The sequence below is a fragment of the Membranihabitans maritimus genome (assembly GCF_021729145.1).
GTDB classification, from domain to species: Bacteria; Bacteroidota; Bacteroidia; order Chitinophagales; family Saprospiraceae; genus Membranihabitans; species Membranihabitans maritimus.
Genome location: NZ_JAJSLW010000021.1, coordinates 20,651 through 41,188, shown reverse-complemented (window position 1 = coordinate 41,188; position 20,538 = coordinate 20,651). Strand labels below are relative to the sequence as shown.

The 20,538-nt window shown below is 42.6% G+C and carries 18 protein-coding genes; 5 read left to right on the top strand and 13 right to left on the bottom strand.

Annotated elements, in window-relative coordinates; all coding sequences use genetic code 11:
- Positions 1–107 precede the first annotated feature (107 nt).
- The 8 genes from metK to LVD47_RS19670 all read right to left on the bottom strand — a co-directional run bounded on the left by metK (position 108) and on the right by LVD47_RS19670 (position 6,143).
- Positions 108–1,364: a methionine adenosyltransferase gene (gene metK / locus LVD47_RS19705; RefSeq protein WP_236979910.1), complete on the bottom strand. Its 1,257-nt coding sequence runs from the start codon at positions 1,362–1,364 to the stop codon at positions 108–110.
- 11 nt (positions 1,365–1,375) lie between these two features.
- Positions 1,376–1,984, bottom strand: coding sequence for a fumarylacetoacetate hydrolase family protein (locus LVD47_RS19700; protein ID WP_236979907.1), 609 nt, complete (start codon positions 1,982–1,984; stop codon positions 1,376–1,378).
- 5 nt (positions 1,985–1,989) lie between these two features.
- Positions 1,990–3,009, bottom strand: a complete 1,020-nt coding sequence (gene trpS / locus LVD47_RS19695; RefSeq protein WP_236979905.1) for a tryptophan--tRNA ligase — start codon at positions 3,007–3,009, stop codon at positions 1,990–1,992.
- On the bottom strand, positions 3,009–3,398 hold the full coding sequence (locus LVD47_RS19690) for a Rid family detoxifying hydrolase (protein ID WP_236979903.1): 390 nt from the start codon (positions 3,396–3,398) through the stop codon (positions 3,009–3,011). Before LVD47_RS19690 ends, trpS begins: the two co-directional genes overlap by 1 nt.
- Before the next feature lie 7 nt (positions 3,399–3,405).
- Positions 3,406–3,606: a 50S ribosomal protein L32 gene (rpmF, locus tag LVD47_RS19685; RefSeq protein WP_236979902.1), complete on the bottom strand. Its 201-nt coding sequence runs from the start codon at positions 3,604–3,606 to the stop codon at positions 3,406–3,408.
- A 14-nt stretch (positions 3,607–3,620) separates the two neighbouring features.
- On the bottom strand, positions 3,621–4,202 hold the full coding sequence (locus LVD47_RS19680) for a YceD family protein (protein ID WP_236979901.1): 582 nt from the start codon (positions 4,200–4,202) through the stop codon (positions 3,621–3,623).
- A gap of 321 nt (positions 4,203–4,523) precedes the next feature.
- Positions 4,524–5,906, bottom strand: coding sequence for a class II fumarate hydratase (gene fumC, locus LVD47_RS19675; protein ID WP_236979900.1), 1,383 nt, complete (start codon positions 5,904–5,906; stop codon positions 4,524–4,526).
- A 96-nt stretch (positions 5,907–6,002) separates the two neighbouring features.
- Entirely contained in the window at positions 6,003–6,143 is a 141-nt protein-coding gene (locus tag LVD47_RS19670) for a hypothetical protein (RefSeq protein ID WP_236979899.1), read from the bottom strand.
- A gap of 472 nt (positions 6,144–6,615) precedes the next feature.
- On the opposite strand from LVD47_RS19670, the gene kdsB reads away from it, so the two are divergent.
- Both kdsB and LVD47_RS19660 read left to right on the top strand, forming a co-directional pair.
- Entirely contained in the window at positions 6,616–7,341 is a 726-nt protein-coding gene (kdsB, locus tag LVD47_RS19665; RefSeq protein ID WP_236979898.1) for a 3-deoxy-manno-octulosonate cytidylyltransferase, read from the top strand.
- 275 nt (positions 7,342–7,616) lie between these two features.
- A complete protein-coding gene (locus LVD47_RS19660; RefSeq protein WP_236979897.1) occupies positions 7,617–8,225 on the top strand; it encodes a superoxide dismutase in 609 nt (202 codons plus the stop codon).
- 192 nt (positions 8,226–8,417) lie between these two features.
- Here the strand turns inward: LVD47_RS19660 and LVD47_RS19655 are convergent, their stop codons facing one another.
- Positions 8,418–8,636, bottom strand: a complete 219-nt coding sequence (locus tag LVD47_RS19655; RefSeq protein WP_236979895.1) for a hypothetical protein — start codon at positions 8,634–8,636, stop codon at positions 8,418–8,420.
- 496 nt (positions 8,637–9,132) lie between these two features.
- Between LVD47_RS19655 and gyrB the strand changes: the two genes are divergently transcribed.
- Positions 9,133–11,079 carry a DNA topoisomerase (ATP-hydrolyzing) subunit B gene (gene gyrB, locus LVD47_RS19650; RefSeq protein ID WP_236979893.1) on the top strand — a complete coding sequence of 649 codons (1,947 nt, stop codon included), beginning with the start codon at positions 9,133–9,135 and terminating at the stop codon, positions 11,077–11,079.
- Positions 11,080–11,479: 400 nt separating this feature from the next.
- On the opposite strand, the gene LVD47_RS19645 is transcribed toward gyrB, so the two are convergent.
- Positions 11,480–12,427 carry a sugar phosphate isomerase/epimerase family protein gene (locus LVD47_RS19645; protein ID WP_236979891.1) on the bottom strand — a complete coding sequence of 316 codons (948 nt, stop codon included), beginning with the start codon at positions 12,425–12,427 and terminating at the stop codon, positions 11,480–11,482.
- Positions 12,428–13,608: 1,181 nt separating this feature from the next.
- Here LVD47_RS19645 and LVD47_RS19640 point away from each other — a divergent pair.
- Both LVD47_RS19640 and LVD47_RS19635 read left to right on the top strand, forming a co-directional pair.
- A complete protein-coding gene (locus LVD47_RS19640; RefSeq protein ID WP_236979889.1) occupies positions 13,609–13,869 on the top strand; it encodes a hypothetical protein in 261 nt (86 codons plus the stop codon).
- A gap of 312 nt (positions 13,870–14,181) precedes the next feature.
- On the top strand, positions 14,182–14,445 hold the full coding sequence (locus tag LVD47_RS19635) for a hypothetical protein (protein WP_236979887.1): 264 nt from the start codon (positions 14,182–14,184) through the stop codon (positions 14,443–14,445).
- A gap of 42 nt (positions 14,446–14,487) precedes the next feature.
- Here the strand turns inward: LVD47_RS19635 and LVD47_RS19630 are convergent, their stop codons facing one another.
- The 3 genes from LVD47_RS19630 to LVD47_RS19620 form a co-directional block, all read right to left on the bottom strand.
- A complete protein-coding gene (locus LVD47_RS19630) occupies positions 14,488–15,840 on the bottom strand; it encodes a RagB/SusD family nutrient uptake outer membrane protein (RefSeq protein WP_236979884.1) in 1,353 nt (450 codons plus the stop codon).
- A gap of 806 nt (positions 15,841–16,646) precedes the next feature.
- On the bottom strand, positions 16,647–19,832 hold the full coding sequence (locus tag LVD47_RS19625) for a SusC/RagA family TonB-linked outer membrane protein (protein WP_236979882.1): 3,186 nt from the start codon (positions 19,830–19,832) through the stop codon (positions 16,647–16,649).
- Between the two features lie 357 nt (positions 19,833–20,189).
- On the bottom strand, positions 20,190–20,423 hold the full coding sequence (locus tag LVD47_RS19620) for a hypothetical protein (protein WP_236974846.1): 234 nt from the start codon (positions 20,421–20,423) through the stop codon (positions 20,190–20,192).
- Between the last annotated feature and the right edge of the window lie 115 nt (positions 20,424–20,538).

Genomic DNA, 20,538 nt, shown 5'->3' with positions numbered 1-20,538 from the left:
GAATAAGACTCTATGTATAAATTCAAAAAGCAATATTATCCCTGGCACTTGATAATTTATACAACGGCGAAGATACAATATTGCCAATTAATAGTTTAGGATTAGAACTACAGTTTGAAATGAGTTCTAATATCATCAATTCGATCTTCTTTTTCCCAGGTAAATGTTTCTACCTCCTCTTCTTTTTCATTCCCATTAGGGCCCAATGATACTTTTTTGGTACCGGGTGTTCTTCCCATGTGTCCGTATGCTGCAGTTTCGGTAAAAATAGGTTTATTTAATTGATAGTTATTGATAATAGCTGATGGTCTCAAGTCAAAAAGGTCAAGAACATTTTTGGCTATTTCACTGTCACTCAAACCCAGATTTGATGTGCCATATGTATCAACGAACAATCCCACTGGTTGGGATACTCCTATCGCGTAAGCTACCTGTACGAGACATTTTTCAGAAACCCCTGCTGCGACCAAATTGCGAGCAATATGTCTTGTAGCATAAGCTGCTGAACGGTCAACTTTAGTAGAATCTTTTCCTGAAAATGCGCCACCTCCGTGGGCTCCTTTTCCACCGTATGTGTCCACAATTATTTTCCTTCCGGTAAGTCCTGCATCTCCGTGGGGACCACCAATTACAAATTTACCGGTTGGGTTGATATGGTAATTCTTTATACTGTCAAATAATTTTTGGATATCCGGGGAGCATTGTTCTTTTACCCGGGGAATTAATATCCCTTTAATATCTTCTCCAATTTTCGCCAGCATTTTTTTATCGTCGCTATCAAAAGGGTCGTGCTGTGTCGATAAGACTATCGCATTAATCCCTATGGGGAGATGGTCGTCGGAATATTCTATGGTGACCTGTGACTTTGAGTCTGGACGCAGGTAAGGGATTAGGTCACCACTTCTACGTAAATCGGCTAATTCGATTAATAATTTATGGGCAAGATAAATACTAAGGGGCATATAATTTTCCGTCTCATTCGTAGCGTAGCCAAACATCATGCCCTGGTCTCCAGCTCCTATGTCTTTTCCTTCGTCATTTGAATCAACGCCCATGGCGATGTCAGATGATTGTTCGTGGATAGCGCTGATCACTCCGCACGAATCACAATCAAATCGATAGTCTGCTTTAGTATAACCAATTTTTTGAATGGTTTCGCGCACTACTTTTTGAAGGTCAACGTATGCATTGGAACGGACTTCTCCGGCAAGCATAGCCAGACCGGTGGTAACCAAAGTTTCACAGGCCACTCTTGACTGCGGATCTTGCCGCAAAAATTCGTCTAATACCGCATCGGAAATTTGATCTGCAACCTTATCAGGATGTCCTTCAGAAACGGATTCTGAAGTAAAATAATAAGCCATAAATTATAAATTTAAATAATTTTACAGGACAATACTTTTCTTCCATCGATCACACCTTCCAGCAAATCTCCGGGGCGAACCGGTCCTACACCTTCGGGTGTTCCGGTAAAAATAATATCGCCTACTTCTAAAGTAAAATACTTAGACAAATAAACAATAATATCTGTATAAGAAAAAATCATATCACGAGTATTTCCTGTTTGAACGGCCAAACCATTCCGGAGCGTCTCGAAATATATATTGTCTTCTAATACATTATTGATCGATAAAAATGAGCTTATAGCTGCTGATCCATCAAATCCTTTTGCGATTTCCCAGGGATGGCCTTTTTCTTTAAGTTTGCGCTGAATGTCCCGTGCAGTAAAATCGATTCCAAAAGCTATTTGATCAAAATAATATTGAGCTTCCATTGGAGAAATATCCTTGCCGGTTTTACTGATCCGGATCACTACTTCTCCTTCATAATGTATTTCTTCGGAAAAATCTGGGAATCTGAAATCTTGGTTGTGTGTAAGGAGTGCAGTAGAAGGCTTTGTGAAAATCAACGGTTCGTCCGGTACCGGATTATCTAATTCCTGGGCATGAGCAGTATAATTCCTGCCGACACAAAAAATTTTCATGGTGGTTAATACTTAACGTTTAAGATGCCAGTTATTTCGCGGACCTCACTAAGTGTCTTTTGGGCGCGTTTTCGAATTTCAATTGAAGATTGCTTTACCATATCTCTGTATTTTCTTTTATTACCCTGAATTTCCAGATATTTATTCCTAATGGGTTCTAAAAAGGACACTAGTGAATTGCCTACCTCTTGTTTGAGGTCTTTGTATTTCAAACTGCCACTGTTGAAATCATTAAGTAAAGCATCATGCCCTTCAATATTTCCACTGGATTTAAGGATTTGGAATAAATTACTTACCCCGGGGCTCATTTCCCCATCGGGGTTTTCTCCGGTATCAGTTACGGCAGAATTTATTTGCTTCCGTATCCTTTTCTCATCTTCGAAAATATTGATAAAATGTTTGTCTCCCAAACTTTTACTCATTTTCTTGTGTGGATTGGCCGTAGATAATATCTTGGGGGTATTGGTAAACAGCGGTTCGGGCATCTTGAAATACTCCACTCCGAACTGATAATTGAAACGTTGAGCTATGCTTCTGGATAACTCAAGGTGTTGTTCCTGGTCTTTGCCCACGGGTACATAATCCGCTTTGTAAATGAGGATATCAGCGGCCTGGAGTACCGGGTAGAAAAAAAGAGCAGAAGAAATTAATTCCTCTTTACCATTTACTTCCTTTATCTGGTCGCTTTTATCTTTAAATTGAGTCATACGTGTAAGATCCCCGTATGAACAGACGGAAGATAGTATCCAGCACAATTCCATATGTTCGGGAATGAGCGACTGGATAAATAAGTTTTCGTGGTTAATGCCCGTTGCGAGTAATTGATACGCCATTTTCCACGTAGCTTCTCGCAATTTTGGTGCCTTATAGGGCATGGTCATAGCATGTAAATTTGCTACTCCTAATACGCTTGAATATTTTTCCTGGATATCAACCCAGTTTTTGACGGCACCAAGGTAATTTCCCAAATGTATATCTCCGGTAGGCTGGATAAGGGAAAGAACTTGCTTAGAAGATGACTCCATTATTTGTTTTTAAAAGCAATAGCGGAAATCTCGATATTTACGTCCTTGGGAAGCCTGGCTACCTCTACTAAAGCCCTGGTAGGAGCTGTGGCTTCGTCAAAATAAGAAGCATAAACTTCATTGATTCGTCCGTAAGCGCCCATGTCTTTGACAAAAACAGAACAACTAATGATATCTTCATATCCCAGGTCATTCGCCTCAAGAATAGCACCCAAATTGCTCATGACCTGTCTGGTTTCCTCTTCTATAGTATCAAGGATAAGTTCTCCCGTTGCAGGGTCCAAAGCAATTTGACCTGAAATAAATACGTGATTTCCTGTAGTTATGGATTGATTGTAAGCCCCCACAGGTGCAGGAGCTTTATCTGTGTTGACAATTTTTTTAGACATAGAGCAATTAATCTATATCTTCTACTTCGTCAGACTTTACAAGCAATCTACCACGGTAGTACAGGTCGCCATCTACTCTGTACGCATGGTGAAATAAGTGGGATTCTCCTGTAGACTGGCAAGTAGCTACCTGAGGAATGCCCGCTTTTTTATGCGTTCTTCTTTTTCTTTTCCTTTGTTTAGAGATTCTACTCTTTGGATGCGCCATAACGGTTTAAATTTTCAATCTTCAAATTTAATGTTCTTCAAAACATCCCATGTGGGATCTTTTTTTTCCGAATCGTATTGGGTCTCTTCCAATATATCCAAAACATCTTCGTCACATGGTGGGGCTGGATCTGATGAGCAATCATATGTGTTGACAATGGGCAGGGAAAGTACAATGGCCTCATAGACATACGGTCTCAAGTCCAATTCTACCATGCCTTCATCGATCATAATGACATCTTCATCTTCTTCCCAGTTCTCATCAACACCTATTTTAAAAAAGTATTGATATTGAGTATGTCCGGGTAATTGAATATCTTCCAGACAACGGTCACAGGTAGCTCCATGCCACCCATTGGCGTCAATAATAGCGATATACAACCCGGGTTTTTTGTCAAATGTCACCTTTATTGTGTACTCCGCTTTATGAATGGGAGTATTGTCAAATGACGTAAAAAAATCTGATGTAACAACAGATTCAATTTCAGTTATGCCCATAGGTAATCCCGGCAATTTCAAAATTAATTCTGACCAGCCTTCCATGACAAAGAACGTTTTAGTTGATTCAGGAGCGCAAAGATAAGATTTTCCTTTCATTTTTTACTATATTTTGAAAAGAATCCGAACTATTTCGCAATATATTTTAGACGGCCTAACTCACTCATATCAAATTCATTGAACCGGAATTGCAAAAGATTCAATGTAGACCGCAACGCCATTGAGTTTTGCCAACTCAACTCCAACGCTTGATATTAAATTTAATGATTATATATTTATTGGCAAAATAATTTTACAATCTTTAATTATCAATGCGAAAGACTTTTCCCCAATAGCCCATTTTGGAATTGTACAATACCTATAGCCGGATGCAATACCTTCATCTGATTCCCTGGATCTTTTCCTTATTTGTACTTATATTCAAACCATATCCTCCGGGCGGACCCATTCGTCGAATTGCTCTGAAGTCAAATATCCCAGTTCCACAGCTGCTTCCCGCAATGTAGAGTCCTCTTTATAAGCTTTTTTGGCGATTTCAGCTGCTTTATCGTAACCAATCTTAGTATTTAATGCCGTGACCAGCATGAGGGAATTTTCCAAATTGTGTTGTATCCTTTTGTAGTTGGGTTCTATTCCCTCTGCACAATTTACGCGGAAACTATCGCAAGAATCGCTTATGAGGTCGGCTGACCAGAGGAAGTTATAGATCATTACAGGCTTGAAAACATTCAATTGGAATTGTCCGTTCATACCCGATACGCTTACGGTCATGTCATTCCCCAATACTTGAGCCATAGCCATCGTAAGAGCTTCTGCCTGTGTAGGGTTTACTTTGCCCGGCATAATGGAACTTCCCGGTTCATTGGCCGGAATCAGGTATTCTCCAATTCCACTCCTGGGACCCGAAGCCAACATGCGGATATCATTTCCTATTTTCATGAGAGAAACAGCTATTGTTTTCAGAGCACCATGTGATTCCACTATCGCATCGTGGGCAGACAGCGATTCAAATTTGTTTTCTGCCGTTTTGAAGGGAAGATTGGTTAATGTACTGATTTGGGAAGCAACGGCTTCAGCATACCCCTCAGGTGTATTGAGCCCGGTGCCCACGGCAGTTCCCCCCAAAGCTAATTCCGACAAATGATCTAATGTATTTTTCAACGCTTGTATGCCGTGGTCGAGTTGACTTACATAGCCAGATAATTCCTGCCCCATAGTCACGGGTGTTGCATCCATAAAGTGTGTGCGGCCGATTTTTACAACATCAGCGAATTCCTTTGACTTTTTGTCAAGCACTGCTTTCAATTCTTCCATTGCAGGAATTACTTTCTCCACTACTTTTTGATAGGCGGCTATATGCATAGCGGTGGGGAAAGTATCATTTGATGATTGGGATTTATTGACATCATCGTTGGGATGTAATACTTTTTCAGAATCTTCCAGAGAACCACCTTGTAACACATGTCCCCTATTGGCTATTACTTCGTTTACGTTCATATTGGATTGAGTGCCTGAGCCGGTTTGCCATACGACCAGAGGGAATTGGTCATCCAGTTTTCCTTCCAGAATTTCATCCGCCACCTGGGCAATAAGGGCTGACTTATCTTTCGATAGTACCCCCAACTGTTGATTTGTAGCTGCAGCTGCCTTCTTGAGAATAGCAAATCCGCGAATGACTTCCAAAGGGATTATTTGACCTCCAATTTTAAAATTTTGTGTGGATCGTTGGGTCTGGGCACCCCAATATTTATCTGCAGGAACATCTATATATCCTATACTGTCTTTTTCTTTTCTGTATGCCATTTTTTAATTTATGTGATTGACTAAAATGCGAAAATACTGAGAAAAAGTAAAAGCACATACTGGAAACTTTTAGAATAGAATTTTAACCCGCTTTATTCATGATAATCCCGCTACAAAGTGATCCCCGCGGGAAAGGCTTTCGGGAGGATAATGACGATATATGCCAGGACTGACCTGACGATCTTTCCTTAAGTTGTCAGGAGCGGACTCTCCCAGGAGTCCTTCGCGACCTGACAAGAACCTTAATTTTGTTAGCTCTTTTAGCCTTATGCCATTCCAATGGATTCCTTGGGAAGGGCAGCCCAATGGGGCCAATATTTTTTATGGGTATTCAATTTCGGGGTAAAGATGTTGTTCTGTGCTTGTCGGGGTTGATCCCATTAAAACTCTTCAAAGTAATATTGATGAGCAATTACGGATCTAGCATTTTGTTCCGGTAAGACATACAAAGGTTGCAAATATCAAAGTTGGTATAGGTGATTTTTGAAGTTTCTTAGATTCTTTAGTGTTTAATACCTTTATGAAGTAAACAACGTAAGTGGTTTTATCATATTCGATAAGTGCCCGAAAATGATTAATGGAGGAATACAATCGATACCACTATTATATTTTCCAATTGGAGAATTGAGTAAAAAACCGTTTACACGTGAACCAAATATAAAATTTAAACGCATTTTTGTGTATTTGTAAAGTGATAAAATGTAAACAGATGAAAATCATTGCCGCCATTCCCGCACGGTATCAATCGACACGGTTGCCTGGCAAGCTGATGGCTAACCTGGGTGGACAAACCGTGATCTCTTGTACCGTGGAAAACACAAAAGCTATGGAAATATTTGATGAAGTTGTTGTGGTTACGGATTCCGACGAAATTTCAAAGGAATTAGAAGGCAGGTGCAAAGTCTATAAAAGCCGGCAAAAACACATATGTGGAACTGACCGGATAGCTGAATTTTCAGAGGAATTTGATGCCGATATTGTCATCAACGTACAGGGGGACGAGCCATTTCTCAAAAAAGCGGATATTCAATCCATTATTATAGAATTTGAGGAAGACCAAGATCGAAAAATTGATGTGATTTCACTCCGCCACGAGATCAACAAAGAAATGGAACGAAGGAATCCCAATTATGTGAAAGTGGTCAGTAGTCTCGAAGATTATGCACTGTATTTTAGTCGCTCGAATATCCCTTTTCGAAGAGAACAAACTGATTTTCCTACCTATAGGCATATTGGTATCTATGCTTTCCGTAAAGATGCCCTTGTCCGGTTTTCAAAACAAAAACCCACGCCACTGGAAAAGCTTGAAGTAATAGAAGCGCTGCGGATCCTGGAGATGGGCATGAAATTCAAAATGCTTGACGCCAAAGACCTGACCATTGGAATTGATACGGAAGAGGATTTGATCTGGGCTAATGAATATCTGGAACAATAATACTACAACTATAGAGCGGAGGCCATCTGCCGGATTGGACCATTGATAATTAGTGACCTTATCATCGGTTTGATTGTTACTTATTTGTCGGGACCAGGATGCTTTTTGTCCTGTAATTTGAGGTTTTGTGTCCAAATCCTCCCGTATTTTAACTTTTTTCCCAATAATTTGGTTTTTTCAGAATAATAAATTTTAATTGCATTCTGTTAAAACATTTAGAGATATATTTCATTATAATTATCAAACAAATCATTAATCATTAAAAAAGTAAAACTATGGCTTTCAAACTTCCAGATTTACCCTATGCATTTGATGCGTTAGAACCACATATTGATGCCCGTACTATGGAAATACACCATGACAAACATCATGCGGGATATACCAGTAAACTAAATGCAGCCATAGAAGGTACGGACCTGGAAAATGCTTCAATAGAAGACATTTTGGGAAAGGTGGATAAGTTATCTTCTGCTGTGCGAAATAATGGCGGTGGTTTTTATAATCACGCTCTTTTTTGGGAAATCCTCTCCCCTGATGGTGGCGGAAGCCCAAGTGGGGAATTAGCAAGTGCAATCGATGATGCATTTGGTAGCTTTGATAAATTCAAAGAGGCTTTTAGTAAGGCAGCTGCTACCCGGTTTGGTTCGGGATGGGCATGGTTGTGTGTAGAGGAAGGAGGTAAAGTGAGTGTATGTTCCACTCCCAATCAGGATAATCCGTTGATGCCCGGTACTGAATGCAGTGGTACCCCTATTTTGGGAATCGATGTATGGGAGCACGCATACTACCTAAACTATCAAAACAGAAGACCCGATTACATTGAAGCATTTTTCAATGTAATTAATTGGGACAAAGTAGCGGAAAACTACGCTGAAAATAAGTAATTAATTCGTGCAGATAGGGATTTACATTTCCTGTATGGGGGATTTACAATGGTATCCTGCACTGTTAGAAAATATTGAAAAAGGTTACCCTATTTAATGTAGGGTAGCCTTTTTTTATGGATTCAACCCTGTGCTGTGACGTAACCCGGAGTAGACTACAAATTTTTACCAACTACCTACCCCCTTTTCTGCTTACCCCATATCCAAAGACCCCGGAGGGGGTCTGAATAGGTTAGCATCATTTAGCTTTATGCCTGACCCTGGAAGGGTCACAGTATGATTCAAAGGTGTAAGCCCCTTCTCCAATGCACTTGGCAATGCAAGCAAGGTTCTTCCACCTGAAAGACTAAAACCTCTTTTTGCGTTGTCTATTTGATACAGATCATATATGCCCGACCTACGGGAAATCAACCTATGATTTCCATGCGTGAAATTCGTGGCTAATCCTTCTCAGGTTTATGGTTTGGCTCAGGGATCGCTTTACGTATAGCTTTCACTAGCTCCCCGATTCATAGACTCTTTAGCGAAAGTATGCTAGTCTAGTTACCGTCAGAATACTTTAGCACTGCACCATTGGGAGACATTTTTCCTTGTATTGACGTGAGTTCGACGAATAATTGATTCTGTCATTATTTTTGCGAAAAAAGCAAAAAATCAATGCCAGAATCGACGGTTCAACTTGTTTTCCACCCTGGGTTGGCACCCAGGGTTAGTAATATTTCGCCCCTTCAGGGCTCTTATTCTCTCTGTCGAACTTACGTTAAAATAAATACTGATAGCCACCCACTGAATTATGTGTTAGGTTGTCTGTCCATTGCCAATAATTGAGAGTTGATAAGCAAGGAATTCTGTGGGTAAACTCAATTAAAAATCGTATCTTTGTACGCTGATTTAAATTAAAGTATATATGTCAAATCAACCAAATACTTACGGTGCTAATAATATCCAGGCTCTGGAAGGACTGGAAGCTGTGCGAAAAAGACCTGGAATGTACATTGGTAGTACCGATACCAAGGGACTTCATCATATGGTATGGGAGGTAGTGGATAACTCTATTGATGAACACCTTGCAGGATATTGTAATGAAATCAATGTAATCATTAATGAGGATAATTCCATTACCGTTACAGATGACGGAAGGGGAATACCGACCGGGATGCATGATAAATTGCAAAAATCTGCATTGGAAGTAGTGATGACGGTATTACACGCCGGTGGTAAGTTTGATAAAAATACATATAAAGTCTCCGGGGGGCTACACGGTGTAGGGGTTTCTGTAGTGAATGCTTTGTCTACTGACTTGCACGCAGAGGTGCACAGGGAAGGAAAGATATTTACGCAAAAGTACGAAAAAGGAATCCCGGTTGATTCAGTGGAAGTGGTAGGGGATACTGACAAAACGGGGACCATCATCACATTTTGGCCTGATACGAGTATTTTTGAGACAGGAGTGTACAAATACGACACGCTGGCCCATCGATTGAGGGAGTTATCCTTTCTGAACAAGGGACTGAAGTTGTCACTTACGGATAAGAGGGAAAAGGAAGAAAATGGAGAGTTCAAACGCGATGATTATTGTTCGGAAGGAGGCCTTGCTGAATTTGTTAAGTTTTTGGATGAAAGTAAGGACCCTTTAATTAATGAGCCTATCCATGTGGATGGAAAGGAAGACAATGTAGAGGTCGAAGTAGCATTGCAGTTTAATACTTCCTTTTCAGAAAATATCAGTTCCTTTGTGAATAACATCAATACCAGGGAAGGAGGAACGCATGTAAATGGATTTAGAATGGCTGTTACCCGTGAGTTTAAAAATTACGGGAAAGAAGAAGGTATTTTTACCAAAGCTAAGATATCCGTATCCAGTGAGGATTTCCGGGAGGGTTTGACAGCCGTCGTATCAGTTAAAGTTCCCGAACCCCAATTTAAAGGTCAAACAAAAGGGGAATTAGGAAACTCTGAAGTCACCGGTATCGTATCCCGTACGGTAGGCCAGGCGTTGAAAATTTTCCTGGAGGAGAATCCCGACAAGGCCAAAAAAATAATTGAGAAAGTAATTTTGGCGGCAACAGCCCGGGAGGCAGCCAGAAAAGCCAGGGAGATAGTGCAGCGAAAAAATATTTTGACCGGTGGAGGATTGCCCGGTAAACTATCGGATTGCTCTTCCAAGATTCCGGACGAATCGGAGATATTTCTTGTAGAGGGGGATTCTGCCGGTGGTACGGCGAAGCAGGGTCGAGATCGTCAATTTCAGGCTATATTGCCCCTGAAAGGTAAGATCCTGAATGTAGAAAAAGCGCTGGAGCATAAAATCTACGAAAACGATGAGATTAAGAATCTCTTTATTGCGCTGGGGGTTTCAATAGAAGAAAAGGACGGAGACCGTATTTTGAATATTAATAAATTGCGATATCACAAAATTGTGATTATGTGTGATGCCGATATAGATGGTAGCCATATCGTGACATTAATATTGACTTTCTTTTTCCGGTATATGCGTACACTTATCGAAAAAGGTTATTTGTACATCGCACAACCGCCATTGTACAGGATCAGTAAAGGGAAAGAATTTCGATATTGTTTCTCAGAGGAAGAACGTAAGGAAACCGTGCAATTCTACGCTGACGGCGGGAATCCGGATTCTGTGAGGATACAGCGATATAAAGGGCTGGGGGAAATGAATGCGGAACAATTGTGGGAAACCACAATGAATCCTGAGTCTCGCTACTTGAAACAGGTTACGATCGATGATGCCTCCGAATCTAATAGGATATTCTCTATGCTTATGGGGGAAGATGTGCCCCCCCGAAGGGCTTTTATCGAGAAGAATGCCAAATATGCTAATGTAGACGCCTAGCCCACAGTATTCATGACAAGATCCTGAATAATGGCAACGGTTGATTATAAATAATTGATTTATAATTAATCGTGCCAGGGCTGTTTGATGGAAAGGACCGGACGATCTTTCCTTGAATTGTCAGGAGCGAACGCTCCCACGGTCCTTCGCGACCATAACCGCGATTTTATTTGCTCTTTTAGCTTTATACCATTCCAATGGATTCCTTGGGAAGGGCATCCCAATGGGGCCATTATTTTTTATGGGTATTCAATTTCGGGTTTAATCGAGAAAATAATCCCTGCCGGTCAAAAGAAGTAAAAACTCGGCTGCCTGGTAAACAGTCGACCGGAAACTTTTAAAGTGAAATTGGCTTTTTCCCGATGGTCGGCAAGGTCTGCTTCTATCAGGGTATTATATTTTATACCTTTGCTTTTTCAATGACGGCCAATGTTTTTTTCAAACCTGTTTTAGCTACCTGTAGTAAATCCTGCTTGTGGTATTCGGGGTTGTAGAGTTCCAGGGATACACACCCGTTAAATCCCGTATCTTTCAGGTCGCTTAAGATTTCCGGTAATGGAAGGATACCATCCCCGGGGTAGACCCTGTGCTTGTCTTGCATTTGATCAATTTCCATTCCGCCGGGGGCATCGTTAAACTGGAAAATGGAAATCATGCTTCCATCCAGTTTTTTCAATCCATTGAACCCGCCTTTGCTAATATACATATGGTAAACATCAGGGATGACTTTCGCATCCGGATGATCTGCATCCAATGCTACTGCCACGGCCTGGCCCAATGTTTTGAGTGGGAACATTTTGACAAAAACAAGGGATGGAATTATATCGTATTCCTCTATACCTATTTCCAGTAACCGGCGGTAACATGAAGTAACAAAACCATGATCATAGTTTTCCCCTACTTCATTGGGAATGGCTTGCACATGGCCACAACCAATTTCTGCGGCCATTCGCATGCGGTTTCTTGTTCCTTGGAGAGATTGTTGAAAAGCCTCCTCATTTTGGGGTATACAGCCCCAAAGTCCAATCATGCTGGGAACAAAAAGGCCGTTATCACGGATTTTTTGTCCTAATTCTTTTAGATTGCCACCATTTTTTTCAAATTCCGCTAATTCCCCATCCCAGGGTTCGATGGCATCATATCCGGCTTGGATGGCTATGTCAACTTTCTTTTCCAGGCTGCCAGCAGTACGTATTGTAGCAGTGTCAAGGCAGATGGGCCAGGGGCTTTTGCCTCCCTGGTATCTTTTTGTCAACGTTCCCGATGTGGATTCGGAAACCACTTTTTGTGTTGTCAAAGTAGCAATGCCGGCACCGGCAGACGTTGATATAAAATTTCGGCGGTTCATATTCCTTTTCGGTTTTTAGGTCTTTCAATCTCAGGGTGCAAAATATCAAAATTTTGGGAAAGGAGGAAAGAAGATAGGTAGTTAGTCGGGTAGTTGGATAGTCGGGTAGTCGGGTAGTTGGGTAGTCGGGTAGTGGGGTAGTCTGTTAGTTGGTTAGTCTGGTAGTGGGGTAGTCTGTTAGTTGGTTAGTCTGGTAGTGGGGTAGTCTGTTAGTTGGATAGTTGGTTAGTCTGGTAGTCTGGTAGTCGGGTAGTCTGTTAGTTGGGTAGTCGGATAGTTAGGTAGTTGGATAGTCGGGTAGTTGGATAGTTGGTTAGTTGGTTAGTCTGGTAGTCGGGTAGTGGGGTAGTCTGTTAGTTGGGTAGTCGGATAGTCGGGTAGTCGGGTAGTCTGGTAGTAGGGTAGTCTGTTAGTTGGATAGTTGGTTAGTCGGGTAGTTGGTTAGTCTGGTAGTGGGGTAGTCGGGTAGTTGGGTAGTCTGTTAGTTGGGTAGTCGGGTAGTCGGATAGTAGGATAGTCGGATAGTTGGGTAGTCGGGTAGTAGGATAGTTGGGTAGTCGGGTAGTCTGTTAGTAGGATAGTAGGTTAGTCGGGTAGTCGGGTAGTCTGGTAGTCGGGTAGTCTGTTAGTAGGATAGTAGGTTAGTCGGGTAGTTGGTTAGTCTGGTAGTGGGGTAGTCGGGTAGTTGGGTAGTCTGTTAGTCGGGTAGTTGGTTAGTTGGGAGTCCAACCTGGATTGTAAAGGAGTGTGGTGAATGCGTTTTGTTTGTTCGATTATTTTTATAAATAGATAATAAAGGGGGTGTATAGAGTAAGAATAAAATTTTATGTTAATTAATTTTTATTTCTATAAATTTTATATGTGACTTAATTTAAGTGTAATATTTATTTATTGGGTTAAAATTGAAATAATATTGTGATATTTCTTTTAATGCCTGACGTTCTTTTTGAGTAATAATATTAGATGATAGGGTGATATCCGGAACCAATAAAAGAAATTTTTAGAAAAAAATACAGAATATTTTGATTTTTTATAGAAAAAGTTTAATTTAGTGATACTATTCTTTTAGCAGGATGAGTTGAGAATTGCAATAGGTATTTCGGTTTGTTTTTTACGATTACTACTATCATCAGATGGGTGTCTATCTGAGGGTGATTTATAGCGATAAAAAACAAAATGAGATGAAAACAATCTTGATTCTAAAACATTTCACCGTTCGTTCACGGATTTTCCTATTATTGATAGTAACAGGCTCAGTATGTCTGCCGGAAGCATTGCATACCGGTCTATTGATGTCCCGGGTAAGGGGTGTTCGCCCTTATGACCATTTTCTAAACGTTAAACATTCAAGAATCAAACCGAGTGCATTTTGCATTCAAAAGGTGGTGCCTGTTGTTGGACGCCAGGCATATTTTGGTGTCCGGGGCACCGCTTTTTTATAACGAATCCATTCCGGGAAAAAGTATGTATAGCCCGGAACCAAGATATACTACCCAGAACTGTTGATGTTGGTGACTTTCTGTGCGGGGAATGCCCCTTATTACCATGACCTGGCGTTGCCATAGCTATGGTTACGTTCGCTTATTGAAATAGGTTGCGTATTTCCTGTCATCTCAAAGTCGCCCCGTCAAAATGTCCCGGGTATGAGGATCCTGAAACCGAATTTGAGCTCAAGTTCATAATTTTTAAAACCGCAGTTCCGGCCTGCCAGTAATGATATCACAGCGGACCGGAGCTGCACAAAAAAATGTATTATGAATATACAAAATTTTTTTCAATTCAAACCGGCAGTGAAACACCTGCCCGCACTGGCCGCCGCTGTGGCCGTCACACTAGCACTGGCGTTTACGCCGAGGGAAGTCCAGGTAGGGTATGCCACCCAGGACGGAGGACAAAATTGGATAAAGACCGACACGGTCGATTATCAATGTCGATTTTCTCCATCTGAAACCTGCACTTATGTTGAACCTGACATTGAATCAGCACCTTTAGAAGAGGGTGAATTTGAACTCAATTAACCCATTTAATCAAGAGACCACTTAAAAGGTGGTCTCTCTTTTTTATAAGGGGTTCTGCTGAATTCCCGTAAGGTTTATCTCGTCTACCGGGATAGGAAATACATATCCATTGGAATGCGGTAATAATTGATATGTCTGATCATTTACCATACGTATGATAGTAACTTCATGCCCAGGTTCTCTATTCAAACGACGCAAATCCAACCATCTGGTAATACGAAAAACTAGTTCCTTTCTTCGCTCCTCCAAGACCCGATCCAATGCCTCTTCCTTAGATAAACCGGAGTACGGTTTATAACTCCCGTTTCTATAGCGCTTTTCCAATAATTCATTAAGGTAAGAAAGCCCTTCTTCCACCGATTCTTTCCGAACCAGACATTCACTGCGAATTAGGTATAATTCATTCAGGCTAATCCCTCCAAAAATATCATCCTCACCTAAATAGCTACCTCGATAATTGAAATAACCATCTTCATTCTCTGTAAAAAATAAAGACCGTCTTAAATCAAATTTCGAATATTGGTCGATTAACTCCGGACGAATAAATATCAACTCATTATCTTGAAATCTATAGTTCGCTGCTACCCCATAATACATAATCTCTTTATTCGGATATTGAATTGGGTACCGTTCCAAACTATCTAACGAATTAAAATCCAATAACTCATAGTTATCCCAAGCTACTTTTTCCACCCATTCCAATGCTTTTGTAAAATTTCCCATTTGCAAATAAACTCGGGACAATAATGCCTGAGCTACACTTTGGCTAGGCTGACTCTTCCATGAAGCTACATCAGGTAAAAGATCCACTGCCGTTTCCAAATCCTCTAAAATAAATTGATATGTATCTTCCAGGGAAGATCGTGCATACTGTTTGTCAATATTGGGTGTATCTCGCAAAGGAAGACCGAGAATTTGTCCGGCCTTTTCTTGTTCATAAGGTTGAGCAAATAACGAAACAAGATTAAAATACGCCATAGCCCTGTAAAACAAAGCCCTTCCTCGGATCATATTATAGATCATTGTACCTTTTTTGTCAATATGGTGTAGTTCGAGTTCCTCCAACACAATATTGGCGTAATATACCCTTCTGAAGTCAATAATCCATTCACCTACATTTTCTAATCCTTTTGAATAATCCCAAATGTAGGCATTCCTTTCTACATAAGAACTTAACCCTGACCATCCTTCATCTGTAGTCATCAAATCGTCAGATGTCAAAATTCCAACCCCTGGCTGAGATATATTAAACACTTGTATATTGTTCGTCAACCTGTCCAGGTCTTCCATTGTTTTAGGTACTACAAGGCTTTTCTCCGGTTTTTCCTTGAGATAATCAGTGCAGCTGGTAGTGAAGAGTATAGTTAGTAATAAAAGTAGTATGTATTTTTTCATGGTTATGGTGATTTTAGTTGTTACACAGAGTTTCACAAAGTTCACGCAAAGGTTCGCAGTGTATTTTCTATTTTTCATGATTTTGAGGGATCGGGTAGCCTGCCATGCTTGTAGGACAGCGGATTCCCGAGCCCGGATTTTATTGTTTTTTTACCATATATCCCTTGTTTCCTTCCCAGGAATTCAGTTCTGTCATGGTTTCCACGAAGTCCCCATAGGGATGACTTTGCCAGATGCCTTGGGCATGGCCCCTTGAGGGATTGCAAAAACACACGCCAGAACTTTTAACTCGTTTCTTACTTACCCCGGGTACAACACCCGGGGTTACCCATATTCAGCCCCGATAGGGCTGGTCCGTAAAGTTTTCCACGAAGAACGTGGCAAGCCTCATAAAGCGGTTTACCACCCCTCGCCATGGAAGGCTCGGTTCCTGTATATACTGTAGCCTCGGGACGGAACCCTCGGTTCCCTCATCAGAGCTTGCCCACCCTCGCCATGGAAGGCGAGGTTCCTTCACCGAAGATAGATTTACCATCTTCGATCCCGTTGGTCAACGGGATTGCGTTCAGTCATACCCTTGGTCCGACCTCCGGTCGGACTTCATTCGGTCATCTTCAGCGCTTTTCCATACAGGCTTCCATTTTCATTCACTGCTCCTGAATTCCCGTCACAGGAACTTTGCTCTAACCTTGAAGGTCTCTGATTTGACCCTTTGAAACTTTCTCAGAATTGGATCACTCCTTACAGCGCCTACCAACTAGACCTTCAAGGTTTCTATTCAGGATTTACTTCTTTCACAAGGGGAATTAAAACTCCACCCGCACCCCTACCGCTACACTCCTTCGCGGCTTCACACTCCGGAAGTCCGGGTCCAGGGGATCATCACTCGCCTTCCACAGGATACCGATGTTGTTCACGTACCCGTAGAACTCTGCATGCGCCACAGGCAGTCGCGGCATCCGATCCCGGTCCAGTGAATAACTTAGCCGTATGTCCTGAAACCGGATATGGTCACCCTTTTCCACCAGTATATCCGAATAGATATAAGTATTATCCCTGTCATAATAGATCGATGAAGGCAGTGATGGAACATTAGTATGCGATTCATCTCCCGGCTGCTGCCACCGGTCCGCAAAGTCCTGATGGTCCAGGTCACCATTCAATAGCATGGGGTAGTTCACCGATCTTCTCCGGTAGTAATAGCCCAATCTATAGCTTATGTTGGCGGACAAGTTCCATCCCTTCCAGGTCAGTTCATTCCGTACCGCTCCGAATATGGGTGGCCTTCCCGGACCGTGGTAGATCAGATCCTCCTTCGAAAACCGGCTACGAATTGCACTATAGTCCCTACTGGCTTCTCCTTCGAACCAAATCATCGGGTCCCCCGTCTGCGGATCCAGCCCCGCCCAGGGATAGCTATACATTCCAAATAAAGGCCGGTCTTCAAACGGACTTCTGGTAGAGGAGTATAAATAATTTGACGTCAAACCATCTTGTTCATAGTCCGTTACTTTTTCCTTTACAATGCTCAGTATTCCACGCGTGGTCCATCGAACTTTCCCCTCCGTATTTCGGGTCGTCACATTTACATCCCAGCCTGCAGTGCGTGTGGAAGCAAAATTGCCCCTCAATTCCTGAACACCACTGGAATAAGGAAATTGGCGGTCCCCGATTAAATCTCTCCCAGTTTTTATATAGAACTCTACTGTTCCCTGAATACGCCGATTAATTGTACTCCAATTGATCCCCATATTCCAGGTTGAGATCTTCTCCCAGCGCAATTCCGAATTTGGTGGAGATATGATCTGTGCATAGGGTATAGGAAAACCACTAATGTTATTATTTAGTGCCGCAGAACGGTAACTTGCTCTTGTAAGAGCCGATAATGATCGATCCACATTTCCACTGTAACCATAAGTCAATCTAAATTTCAAATATGGGATTTGCGAGATCCCGTAAAAACCTTCTTCACTTACATTCCAGCTCAATCCAGCTGACCACAAAGGTACGCCCCTTTGGTTGGTCCGCACGCCGAATAGATTGGACGCATCTTTCCGGACACTTGCTGATATCACATATCGGTAATCGTAGCTATAAGACCCATTGAAATAATAAGAGACAAACCGATCCAAACTCCCTCCGATGGACTGACCGGAAAGAATAGTGATTTGGCGTCCATTATGAAAATATGGGTACCTACTTTCCAAATCTACGACTTGGAATTCTCCCGTTTCATCGTCATACCCATAGTATCGCATGCTATTACTTTCCGAAGGATGATCCCGGACTTCTACACCTCCCAGCAAGTACCATTCATGTAATACGGATCTCCGATCATATCGGAATTGTCCTCTCAAGGTGTGGCTATGGCTCTCTGAATTACTCAGATCCAGGATACCCCCTTCCGGTACTTTGCGTAACAAATCTCCATTATCATCTACCTGGGTAAATAAGTTGACCATATTGCGGGCATCATAGCTCTCCACAGGCTGATAGTCCCGCATCTCATTCAAGCTTTGCCAGTACTGGTATTTACCTTCTATCTTCAGGCCCGTGAAAATTTCCCAACCGATCCCAGCCTGTAACCGGTATTCCGTATTCATGCTATTCCTGTCACGGAGCCCGATCTCTTCTAAGGGACGGTATCGCCAGTCCAGCAATCCTACTGTGTCCAGGCCATCCAGGTACGTACGGCGGTACCCCCGCATTACCGGTAGTGGTTGTCCGCTATTATCAGCCAGTGACTCATAAGGGTAAGTCCCCGGGGCCGAATTGTCATTGTCCGTGCGGTCCCGGGAGAAGTAAAGTCCTATATCTGTCCTCAATCGCTCAGATCGGGAAGTCCATGTATTCCGGGCATTCAATGTGATCCGCTTCCGCCCATTGCCGATAATCTGGGCCTGGTTATCATCGTACCCCACCGAGAACGCATACCTATGCCGTCCGGTCCCACCCTGAAGGGACAGGGAATATTGTTGCTTCCAGGTCGGCCGGTAGTAATATTGGTTCAGCTCTTCCCGTACATCGTGATTCCGGTAACTGTCCAGGATCGATTTTGCTTTAGTGTTATCTATCAACCCGTTCCGTTGTGCGATCAGGGTCTCCGCCACGGGCGATAATACCGGTTGGTTACTCGAGTTTTCCATACTGCTGTAGTACCCCTTGTCAAACAGGATCTCTTCCGCCTCAATGTAGTCCGTCATCGACATCAGCGGGCGATAATAAAGATCCCTTTGTTCCTGGAAGGTTGCATTACTATTGAAGGACACCTTTAGCGGCTCGTCATACTTCCCCTGCTTCGTCGTGATCACGATCACCCCGTTCCCGGCCCGTGCCCCCCAGATGGAGGCGGCCGCCGCATCCCGCAACACGGTGATGTTCTCCACATCATTGGGATTAATCGACGCCAGATCCCCGTCGTATGGGAAGCCGTCCACTATGATCAGCGGCTGCGCATTCGCATAGATTGTACTCCTTCCACGGATAGTAATCGGATCATTATCAGCACCTACCCGGTTGAGCACTAATCCCGGCACCATATCTTCCAGCCGGTCCAGGAGGTTAGGACTTACCCGGCGCTGCACTTCAGCTTCATCCAGGGTCGCGAAGGAGCCCGTCGCCCGCTCCCGCGGCAACTCCTGGTAGCCCGTGGAGACGATCTCCACTTCCCCGAGTGAAATTCCCGAAGGCGCCAGGTTCACCCCAATGGAGTCGGTACCCGGTATGTGCGTAAGTAGTTGCTTTGGTCTATACCCCAGGTACCGGACTTCCAATGTATAGGTTCCTTCGGTGAGGGACAGGGTGAAACGGCCCGATTCATCCGTCACAGAACCTATGTTTTCTTCCCCCATCACCTGCACGGCAGCCCCCACCAATACGTGTTGTGTCAAGGAGTCCCATACACTACCGTGCAGGGTGTATACGGCCTGTTGGGCTTGTAACCAGGCTGTGCTTATCAATATAAGTAGTGTTATGCGTTGTGTTGTTTTCATAGGCTGTTTTTTAGAGGGATCGCTAAGCCGCGCATCAGCCTGTGTGATAGCGAGGATTGGTGAGCCCGGATTCCGTATTTTTTTTTCATTACATTTCGTGTAGCTTCTCCAAATTAAGTTCTGTCATGGTTTTACCTTGCTTTTAATTTCCAGATTATCTTTACTTTTCATTGGCATCTTCATATTTCGGTTTGTATTTTCTCCCTTCCTTTTTTGCGGAAAAAAGGAAGCAAAAAGCCGGTCAAAATAAATGCTCTTCCGCAATGCTGGCTCCCGCTCCCACGTATTTTGACTTACCTCTCCCGCAGCCGAGCATTTATTTCAAATTGTTCTGTAATTTTTCCATTCATTTTCTCTTTAATTTCTTTCTAATCCAGTTCCATCATCGAAGCGTCTTTTCTCTCTCATAACCAAAAGTTTTTCTTTATCAATCCAGGCTCCTTCAAAATAATCCTTTCTTTTCCTGATAAAAACAGGGGCAGCCCCTACCGGCTCCGGAAGTGTTATGGCGAATTGCAATGTACTGACAGAAGGAATCCAATAACACTGCTCCGGAAATCCAGTCGTACGTATCGGGTCCTTTTCAAACATTCTCAACTTGATCTAATTAATTAAAAAATATTCACCCGCCGCGCACCTGGGGCTGTCCAACCTGTCAATCATTGTCCGGTCGCCCTCCGGCCACCGGGACTCTCCCTCCGGTCCT

Bases quoted from the DNA above. Each gene is read 5' to 3' on its own strand.
- metK (WP_236979910.1), bottom strand. From the start codon at position 1,364: ATGGCTTATTATTTTACTTCAGAATCCGTTTCTGAAGGACATCCTGAT.
- LVD47_RS19640 (WP_236979889.1), top strand. From the start codon at position 13,609: ATGAAAACAATCTTGATTCTAAAACATTTCACCGTTCGTTCACGGATT.
- LVD47_RS19645 (WP_236979891.1), bottom strand. From the start codon at position 12,427: ATGAACCGCCGAAATTTTATATCAACGTCTGCCGGTGCCGGCATTGCT.
- LVD47_RS19690 (WP_236979903.1), bottom strand. From the start codon at position 3,398: ATGTCTAAAAAAATTGTCAACACAGATAAAGCTCCTGCACCTGTGGGG.
- kdsB (WP_236979898.1), top strand. From the start codon at position 6,616: ATGAAAATCATTGCCGCCATTCCCGCACGGTATCAATCGACACGGTTG.
- LVD47_RS19660 (WP_236979897.1), top strand. From the start codon at position 7,617: ATGGCTTTCAAACTTCCAGATTTACCCTATGCATTTGATGCGTTAGAA.
- LVD47_RS19700 (WP_236979907.1), bottom strand. From the start codon at position 1,984: ATGAAAATTTTTTGTGTCGGCAGGAATTATACTGCTCATGCCCAGGAA.
- LVD47_RS19620 (WP_236974846.1), bottom strand. From the start codon at position 20,423: ATGTTTGAAAAGGACCCGATACGTACGACTGGATTTCCGGAGCAGTGT.
- LVD47_RS19680 (WP_236979901.1), bottom strand. From the start codon at position 4,202: ATGAAAGGAAAATCTTATCTTTGCGCTCCTGAATCAACTAAAACGTTC.
- rpmF (WP_236979902.1), bottom strand. From the start codon at position 3,606: ATGGCGCATCCAAAGAGTAGAATCTCTAAACAAAGGAAAAGAAAAAGA.
- LVD47_RS19630 (WP_236979884.1), bottom strand. From the start codon at position 15,840: ATGAAAAAATACATACTACTTTTATTACTAACTATACTCTTCACTACC.
- LVD47_RS19635 (WP_236979887.1), top strand. From the start codon at position 14,182: ATGAATATACAAAATTTTTTTCAATTCAAACCGGCAGTGAAACACCTG.
- LVD47_RS19625 (WP_236979882.1), bottom strand. From the start codon at position 19,832: ATGAAAACAACACAACGCATAACACTACTTATATTGATAAGCACAGCC.
- fumC (WP_236979900.1), bottom strand. From the start codon at position 5,906: ATGGCATACAGAAAAGAAAAAGACAGTATAGGATATATAGATGTTCCT.
- gyrB (WP_236979893.1), top strand. From the start codon at position 9,133: ATGTCAAATCAACCAAATACTTACGGTGCTAATAATATCCAGGCTCTG.
- trpS (WP_236979905.1), bottom strand. From the start codon at position 3,009: ATGGAGTCATCTTCTAAGCAAGTTCTTTCCCTTATCCAGCCTACCGGA.